The following is an 8,838-nucleotide window of genomic DNA, read 5'->3' as shown; positions in this document are numbered from 1 at the left end:
GGGTTGGAGTCGGGGCTGGTGAGCGGGCTGCTGGCGGGCGCGGGACTCGCGCTGCTGCTGGTGCCGGGTGCGCTGCGCGGGCGCATGGGGTGGGGTGACGTCAAGCTGATGGCGGGCGTGGGCTGCGTGCTGGGCTTTCCCACGGTGCTCGCGGCGGCGGCCTTCATCTCGATGGTGGGAGCGCTGCAGGCAATCGTCACGCTGCTGTGGCAGGGGGCAGTCTGGGACACGCTGGCGGCGGTGGCCCGTCGCTGGGCGGTGCGGATGAAATGGATGCGGGAGGAAACCTCGCCCGCTCCCGCGCGACACATCCCCTACGGCGTCTCCATCGCGCTCGGGACTTTCTGGGCCATGTGGTGGCAGCAACAACATCTGGGATAGCGCGCCGAAAGTCCGGGCGCGCGCACGCAAGAAGGGGATTCACACGATGTCCACTCGCTTCACGCAAGCCCTGGCGCTCGGCGCCCTCGTCACCCTGGTGGCCAGTGCCCCCGCCCTGGCCCAGGAGGGCAGCACCGTCAGCCTGGGGGTGGGTACCCAGAAGGTGCTCACCATTCCCGGCCTCAGCCGCGTCGCGCTGGGTGACCCTTCCATCGCCGAGGTGAAGACGCTCGGCACCGGCCAGCTGCTCGTCACCGGCAACCAGGAGGGCAAGACGACGCTGCTCGTCTGGAAGTCCTCTGGTCAGCGCATCAGCTACCTGGTGACGGTCCGCAAGCAGGACCCGAACGAGGTCATCTCGGAGATCAAGCGCCTCCTGGGTGAAATCGAAGGCGTGTCCGTGCGCATGGTCGGTGACCGCATCTACCTGGACGGTCAGGCCTACACCACGCAGGACGCGGACCGCATCGAGCAGGTGGTGAGCCTGTACCCGAACGTGAAGTCGTTCGTGAAGATCGCCCCCAACGCCAAGAAGCTGGTCGCCCAGAACCTGAACGCGGCCTTCCAGAAGGCGGGCCTGAAGAACGTGCAGGCCAACGTGGTGGGCGCGACCATCTTCCTGGAGGGCTCCGTGGAGAGCCAGCAGGACCTCCAGAAGGCGGAGCTGATCACCAAGGCCATCGGTGAGAAGGTGGAGAACCTGCTCGTCGTCGGCATCAAGCGGATGATCCTCTCCGAGGTCCAGTTCGTCGAAATCCGCCGCAACAGCCGCGACCGCTACGGCATCAAGTACCCCACGGACATCACGGGTTCGCTGAGCGCCACCGCGACGCTGAACAAGGCGCTGATGCCGTCCGGCCCCGCCACCTCCGCCCTCGTGATGGGCGCGGAGGGCAGCTCGGACCTGACCATCGGGTTCCAGGCCAATGACGGCTACGGCCGCCTGCTGGCGCAGCCCAAGCTGGTGTGTGCCAGCGGTGAGAAGGCGGAGTTCCTGGCCGGTGGCGAGGTGCCCATCCCCCTCATCACCAACACGCAGTTCACGGTGGAGTACAAGCAGTACGGCGTCATCCTGAACATCCGCCCCACCGCGGACCGCAACGGCAACATCCAGACGGAGGTCGAAGCGGAGGCCTCTGAAATCGACACCTCCGTGTCCGTGTCCTTCGGTGGTTCGTCCTCCATCCCCGGCTTCCGTACCCGCAAGGTCAAGACGAACGTGACCGTGCGCCACGGTGAGACCATCGTGCTGTCGGGCGTGTTCAGCCACGACGAGCAGAAGGCCGTCGCGAAGCTGCCGGGCCTGGGCAACATCCCCATCGTGGGCGAGCTGTTCAAGAACCGCGCGTTCGACTCCACCAAGCGCGAGCTGGTGATCTTCGTCACCCCGCGCATCGTGAACCCGGACTCGGACAAGGTCCGCAGCATCATCGAGGACGTGAAGACCCGCTACAAGCAGGCCCGCTCCGAGGTGAACTTCAACATCTTCGACTGAGGCCCCCGCGCCACCGTCGGATCCGGCCGGGCCGGCCCCACCCCTGTCTCAGAGGGGGAGGGTGCCGGCCCGTTCGCTTGCGGGCAGCAGGCGGGCGAGCGTCGCAGGAGTCTTTGAGGTCGTAGGAGGGCTTGGTAGCATCCCGGCCCATGTTTCTCATCACGCTGACGGAGAAGGGTGGCGGTTCGGAGCAGCGGGAGTACCCCAAGAACGAGATCACGATTGGCCGGATTGCTGGCAACGACATCGTGCTCGCCAAGGGGAACGTCTCCAAGACCCACTCCCGCATCGTCGAAAAGGACGGTCGCTTCATCATCGTGGACATGAAGTCCACGAACGGCACCTTCGTGAACGGCAAGAAGATCGCCGGTCCCATGGTGCTCAAGCCCACCGACCAGGTCTCCATCGGCGACTACATCCTCAACGTGGAGGCGCTGGAGGACGCGCCCGCCGAGGAGGCCTACGACGAGGAGCAGGGCGAGGAGGCCTACGAGGAAGAGGCCTACGAGGAGGAGGAGCCCTACGAGGAGGAAGAGGCGCCCGCGCCCGCCCCCGCCGCTCCCAGCCGCATGCCCGCGTCCATGGCCGCGGCCATGGCCAAGAACAAGCGCAAGGTGGACCCCCGGCTGGAGCGCTACTCGCGGCTCCAGAAGGAGATCCACGACCGTCTCATCGAGTACCTGGACCTGCGCCGCATGGACATGGACCGGCTCGGGGACGAGGAGCTCTGGCGCCGCACCGAGAAGGCCATCCGGGACATCATCGACCAGATGGAGGCGGACCAGGAGCTTCCCGGGGACGTGGACCGGGAGGAGCTGCTCACCGACGTCATCAACGAGGCGCTGGGCCTGGGGCCCCTGGAAGCGTTCCTCGCGTCGGAAGAGATCAGCGAGATCATGGTGAACCACGCCAACCAGATCTACATCGAGCGCAAGGGCAAGCTGACCCTGTCGGAGAAGACGTTCTCCTCCAACCAGGCGGTGCTCGGCGTCATCGAGCGCATCGTGGCGCCCATTGGCCGGCGCATCGACGAGTCCAGCCCGCTGGTGGACGCGCGCCTCAAGGACGGCAGCCGCGTGAACGCCATCATCCCGCCGCTGGCGCTCAAGGGCCCCTGCATCACCATCCGCAAGTTCAAGAAGGACGCGCTGAAGATCCAGGACCTCATCAAGTACAAGACCGTCACCGCGCAGATGGCCGAGTTCCTGGAGATGTGCGTGACGGCCCGGCGCAACATCGTCATCTCCGGCGGTACGGGCTCCGGGAAGACGACGACGCTGAACATCATCAGCTCGTTCATCCCGGAAGGTGAGCGCATCATCACGGTGGAGGACGCGGCGGAGCTTCAGCTGCCGCAGGACCACTGGGTGCAGCTGGAGAGCCGCCCGCCCAACCTGGAAGGCAAGGGCGCCATCACCATCCGCGAGCTGGTGAAGAACTGCCTGCGCATGCGGCCGGACCGCATCGTCGTGGGTGAGTGCCGCTCCGGCGAGACCCTGGACATGCTCCAGGCCATGAACACCGGCCACGACGGTTCGCTCACCACGCTGCATGCGAACACGCCGCGAGACGCCATCGCGCGGCTGGAGACGATGGTGCTCATGTCCGGCATGGAGCTGCCGGTGAAGGCCATCCGCGAGCAGATCGCCAGCGCCGTGCACCTCATCGTGCAGCAGACGCGCTTCTCCGACGGTTCCCGCAAGATCTGCTTCATCACCGAGGTGTCCGGCATGGAGGTCGACATCGTGACCCTGCAGGACATCTTCTATTACAAGCAGGATGGCTTCACGGAAGATCACAAGGTGCGCGGACGTTACGTAGCGTCGGGCTTCGTCCCGAAGTTCTACGACGAGCTCCAGCGCAAGGGCATCCCCGTGAACATGAGCATCTTCCGCGAGGACTGACACGCCCATGGCAACCCTGGTCGTCCGTCACCCTGACGGCACTGAGCACGAGCACGAAATCGCCGGCGAGCTGAAGATTGGCCGCCAGCAGGGCAATGACCTCGTCCTGACGGAAGGCGGCGTGTCGCGGCAGCACGCGCGCGTCTACGTGGAGGGCGGCACCGTCTACGTCGAGGACGGAGGCAGCCAGAACGGCACCTTCGTGGACGGCGAGCGCATCGCGGGGCCCACGGCGCTGACGTCGGCCTCGCAGGTGCTGCTGGGTGACTACGAGCTGAAGCTCAAGGGGAGCGCCCGGAGCACCAGCGGCCGCCGCGCGGCGACGCCTCCGCCCGGCGATCCCGCGACGCTTGCGGACGCGCCCGTGAAGGGCACGCGCGCCATGCCCAGCATCCGCGCGAAGGCCACCCAGAATGGCGCCGCGAAACCCGAAGGCGCGCTGGCGAAGCGGCCCTCGCGGCCCCTGCCCGCGGGCGGGGCAGCGGCGGCGGGCGCGGGCGCGGGTCCGGTGCTCAAGGGCATGACAGGGCCGTGGGCCGGCAAGTCGTATCCCATCAACGGCATGCTGCTGGTGGGCCGCGCGCCGCCGGCGGTCGTCGTCCTGGATGACGACTCCGTGAGCCGGAAGCACGCGGAGGTGCAGCGCGAGGGCAACGCCGTGCGCGCGCGCGACCTGGGCAGCGCCAACGGCACGCTGCTCAACGGCGAGCTGCTGGGCGAGGAGTTCGTCGACCTGGCGCCCGGGGACGTCCTCCAGTTCGGCGTGGTGGAGATGACCTACGAGGCCGCCGACACGCCCGTGCGCCGTCCGGGCACGGGCGCGGCTCCGGTCCGCCGTGGCGGCAGGGCGGAGCCCGCGGCGGGCAGCAAGCGCAAGCTGCTGGTGGTCGCGGGCGGCGTGATGGCGCTGCTGGCGGTGGCGGCGGTGGTGAAGTCGTCCATCGGGACGCCGGCGAAGGCCCAGAAGACCGGCCCCGCCGCGCCGCTGGATCCCGCGCAGCAGGTGCAGGAGCTGCTCAGCGAATGCCGCTCCTACTCCTCCAACGAGATGGGCGCCCCGGACTGGGGCCGCGCGGAGACCGCGTGCGAGCAGGCGCTGGACATGGACCCCATCAACGCCGAGGCGAACACCCTCGTGCGGAAGATCAAGTTGGAGAAGGAGGCCTTCGACAACTTCGAGGCCGCGAAGAAGGCCATCGAGCTCAACCGCGAGAAGACGGCGCTGGAGCTGCTCCGCAAGATTCCGAAGGAGAGCGAGTACTTCCGCCGCGCCCGTTCCAAGGCGCGTGAGACGGCCGAGGCGTTCGTGGCGCGCGCGAAGGACGACTGCAAGCGCTACCTGAACAACTCGCAGTGGGGGCCCGCGGTGCCGCGCTGCCAGGAGTACATGGAGGTGTGGTGCCAGAAGCAGAGCAAGGAGGACCTGGAGCCGCCCATCGGCCAGTCGCTCCGCCTGGAGGGTGGCCTGCGCAAGAACGAGTGGCGCCCCAAGGACGCCATGTTCGTGAAGTTCCTGGTGGCCCGTACGCGCCTGGACCGCACCGCCGCGCCTTGGACGTGCCCGGTGTCCGACATCCTGGCGGCGGACGAGCTGGGGCCTGATCAGGCCAGCGAAGTGCGCGCCATGTTCAACAAGCGCTACTCCCACAAGCTCGTCCAGGCGGCGATGATGGACTACTGGGCCGGCCGCGGCAGCGAGTCCATGGCGACGCTGCAGAAGCTGCGCGCGAAGGTGGACCAGGCCGAGTTCCACCAGTTGGCAGACGAGCTCATCCGCGACGTGTCCAACGTGGATCAGCTCTTCAAGACGGGCGAGAGCGCGCTCACCAACGAGGACCCGGAGCGCGCGGTGGCGCCCTTCAAGGAAGCGCTGGCGACGGACAAGCGCATCATGGAGAGCATGGCGGAGTCGCACCTGTCCTTCTACCGGAAGAACATCTTCCAGGACATGGCGGCCGCGTCGTACCTGCGCGGCAAGCACTTCGCCGACCGCGAGGACCGCCGCCGGGGCTGCCGCATCTGGAAGCTGGGCTTCGACTTCTACAAGGGCAACACGGACCTGAACCGCGTGGTGGCCTTCTGCTCCACGCAGGCGCAGAACGCGCTGAACGGCGTGGGCAGCTGTTCGGATATCCAGGCGGTGGAGGACTTCGCCGTGACGGGTGACGGCATCGCGGAGCAGGTGGCCGCGAAGAAGGCCGAACTGAAGTGCCGCTGAGCGGCGCTCGCGTGCGGGGCTTCGTGGACAGGGAGCGGGAGGCGCGCTAGGGACGGGGGATGGCCGACACCAGCCCCCCGCGCTCCGAGCGCCGCCTGGCGCTCTTCGACGCCTCCGGCTTCATCTTCCGCGCCTACCACGCCATCCCCCCGCTCACGACGAGCAAGGGGGTGCCCACCAACGCGGTGCTGGGCTTCACCCGCATGGTGCTCAAGGCCCTGCAGGATCTGAAGCCCACGCACGTGGCGCTGGCGTTCGACAAGTCAGGCCGCGTGGAGCGTCAGAAGATCGACCCCACGTACAAGGCGAACCGCAAGGCGCCGCCGGAGGACCTGACGCCCCAGTTCCCGCTCATCCGCAAGGTGGGGGACGTGCTGAACCTGGCCTCGCTGGACGCGGAGGGCTGGGAGGCGGACGACGTCATCGGCACGCTGGCGCTCCAGGCGAAGGCGGAAGGCTTCCAGGTCCTGATCATCACCAGCGACAAGGACTTCATGCAGATCGTCGACGAGGACATCACCCTCTTCGACCCCCAGAAGAACAAGCGCATCGGCATCGTGGATGTGCAGGAGAAGATGGGCATCCTGCCCAAGCAGGTGCGCGACTTCCTGGCGTTGGTGGGCGACGCGGTGGACAACGTCGCCAAGGTGCCCGGCGTGGGCGACAAGACGGCCGTGGAGCTGCTCCACCAGTTCGGCGACGTGGAGACGCTGCTGTCGCGCGTGGAGGAAGTGAAGAAGCCGAAGATCCGCGCGGCGCTGGAGTCCCACCGAGAGAGCCTGGCGCGCGCCAAGCAGCTCGTCACCTTCAACACCGCGCTGCCCCTGGGCGTGAAGCTGGACGACCTGATCCGCCGGGCTCCGGACGCCACGCGCGCGCGCGACCTGTTCACGGAGCTGGAGTTCTTCGCGCTCCTGCGCGACCTGCCCGCGGAGGAGGCTCCGGCCCGTCCGGACGTGGCGCCGCTCGCGGTCACCACCACGCTGGTCACCACCGAGGCGGACCTGAAGGCGCTGGCGGACGCGGCGAAGGCGGGCGGGGCGCTCACGCTGGTGCCTGCCTTCGAGGGCATGCCCTTCGCGGCGCCGCTGGTGGGCCTGGGCGTGGCGCTGCCGGATGGCACCACGCGCTACGTGCCCCTGCGGCACCAGCAGCTGGGCGCGACGCAGGTGCCGGTGGCGGCCTTCACGGCGGCCATGAAGGACGTGCTCGCGGACGCGGCGGTGAAGAAGGGTGGCCACGACCTCAAGGCGCTCACGCTGGTGCTGGCCAACGAGGGGCTGGCGCTGGAGGGCGCGCACGACGACGTGGAGCTGTTGAGCTACCTGCTCAACCCGTCCCGCCGGGAGCACGCGCTGGAGGACCTGGCGCGCGAGCGGCTTCGCTCGGAGCTGCCCGCGCTGCCCGCGTCGGTGGGCGGCAAGAAGGGGCGGGCGCTGGCGGACCACGGGCCGGAGGAGGTGGCCGCGGCGTACGCGGTGCGCGCGGACGCGGCTCGCAGGCTGGCGCCGGAGCTCTGGAAGGAGCTGGAACTGGGCGGGCTGGCGGAGCTGGCGCGCACGCTGGAGCTGCCGCTGTTGCCCGTGCTCGCGCGCATGGAGCGCGAGGGCGTGAAGCTGGACGTGACGGAGCTTGCGCGCACCTCCGAGCGCGTGGACGTGGAGGTCAAGGCGAAGGAGGCCGAGTGCCACCAGGCCGCGGGCCACGTCTTCAACCTGGGCTCCAACCCGCAGCTGGCGCAGGTGCTCTACGAGGAGCAGAAGCTGCCCATTCTCAAGCGCGGCAAGACGGGCCCGTCCACGGATCAGGAGGTGCTGGAGAAGCTGGCGGAGGAGCACGACAGCGTGCTCGCGCGGGCGCTCATCGAGTACCGGGGCCTGTCCAAGCTCAAGAGCACCTACCTGGACACGCTGCCCACGCTGGTGGCGAAGGACGGGCGCATCCACACCACGTACCACCAGGCGGCCACCGCCACCGGCCGGCTGTCCTCGTCCGACCCGAACCTGCAGAACATCCCCATCCGCACCGAGCTGGGCCGGGAGATCCGCCGCGCCTTCGTGGCGGACGCCGGGCACCAGCTGGTGAGCGCGGACTACTCGCAGATCGAGCTGCGGCTGTTGGCGCACATCGCGGAGGACCCGGTGCTCATCGAGGCCTTCCGCAACGACGAGGACATCCACAGCCGCACGGCGGCCGAAATCTTCGCCGTGGACCCCAAGGACGTGGACCGCGAGCAGCGCCGCGTGGCGAAGATGGTGAACTTCGGCATCGCGTACGGCCTGTCCGCGCACGGCCTGTCCACGCGCCTGGGCATCTCCCAGGAGAACGCGCGCGACGTCATCGAGCGGTACTTCATCCGGTACGCGGGCATCCGCCAGTACCTGGAGGACACCGTGGAGAAGGCGCGCAAGGTGGGCTACGTGGAGACGCTCTACGGCCGCCGCCGCCTGATGGGGGACCTGCTCTCCAAGAACCGGGGCGTGGCCCAGGCCGCGGAGCGCGCCGCCATCAACATGCCCATCCAGGGCACCGCCGCCGACCTGATGAAGAAGGCCATGCTCTCCGTGGACGTGGCGCTGCGGGAGCAGAAGCTGAAGACGCGCGTGCTCCTCCAGGTGCACGACGAACTGCTCTTCGAGGCGCCGGACGCGGAAGTGGACGCGGTGAAGGCCCTGGCCGTGAAGAGCATGGCCTCCGTCGCCGAGCTGAAGGTGCCGCTCAAGGTCGACGTGGGCGCGGGCAGGAGCTGGGCGGACGCGCACTGAAGGCGCCGGCGTCCCAGGACGTGGAACAAAAAAATGCGGGAGAGCGCCCACCCCCGTAGGCGCCCTCCCGCGACC

At 68.5% G+C, this 8,838-nt stretch carries 5 protein-coding genes; all 5 read left to right on the top strand.

Features of this window, described 5'->3' with window-relative positions:
* The coding region (locus D7X32_RS41080) for a prepilin peptidase (protein ID WP_120607963.1) at nt 1–381 on the top strand (381 nt) is incomplete at its 5' end.
* A gap of 46 nt (nt 382–427) precedes the next feature.
* Nucleotides 428–1,876 carry a type II and III secretion system protein family protein gene (locus tag D7X32_RS41075; RefSeq protein WP_120607962.1) on the top strand — a complete coding sequence of 483 codons (1,449 nt, stop codon included), beginning with the start codon at nt 428–430 and terminating at the stop codon, nt 1,874–1,876.
* Nucleotides 1,877–2,025: 149 nt separating this feature from the next.
* Complete coding sequence (locus tag D7X32_RS41070) at nt 2,026–3,780, top strand: TadA family conjugal transfer-associated ATPase (protein ID WP_120607961.1); 1,755 nt, start codon at nt 2,026–2,028, stop codon at nt 3,778–3,780.
* A 7-nt stretch (nt 3,781–3,787) separates the two neighbouring features.
* The gene (locus D7X32_RS41065; protein ID WP_120607960.1) at nt 3,788–5,998 is read left to right on the top strand and encodes an FHA domain-containing protein; all 2,211 of its coding nucleotides are present in this window, start codon (nt 3,788–3,790) and stop codon (nt 5,996–5,998) included.
* A 59-nt stretch (nt 5,999–6,057) separates the two neighbouring features.
* Nucleotides 6,058–8,763 (top strand): DNA polymerase I, encoded by a 2,706-nt coding sequence (polA, locus tag D7X32_RS41060; protein ID WP_120607959.1) that lies wholly within the window; start codon nt 6,058–6,060, stop codon nt 8,761–8,763.
* The last annotated feature ends 75 nt before the right edge of the window (nt 8,764–8,838 follow it).

Origin of the sequence: Corallococcus carmarthensis, assembly GCF_003611695.1 — a bacterium.
Lineage (GTDB): Bacteria > Myxococcota > Myxococcia > Myxococcales > Myxococcaceae > Corallococcus > Corallococcus carmarthensis.
The sequence above is the reverse complement of the archived record's forward strand: the minus strand, read 5'-3'. Positions and strand labels throughout refer to the sequence as shown.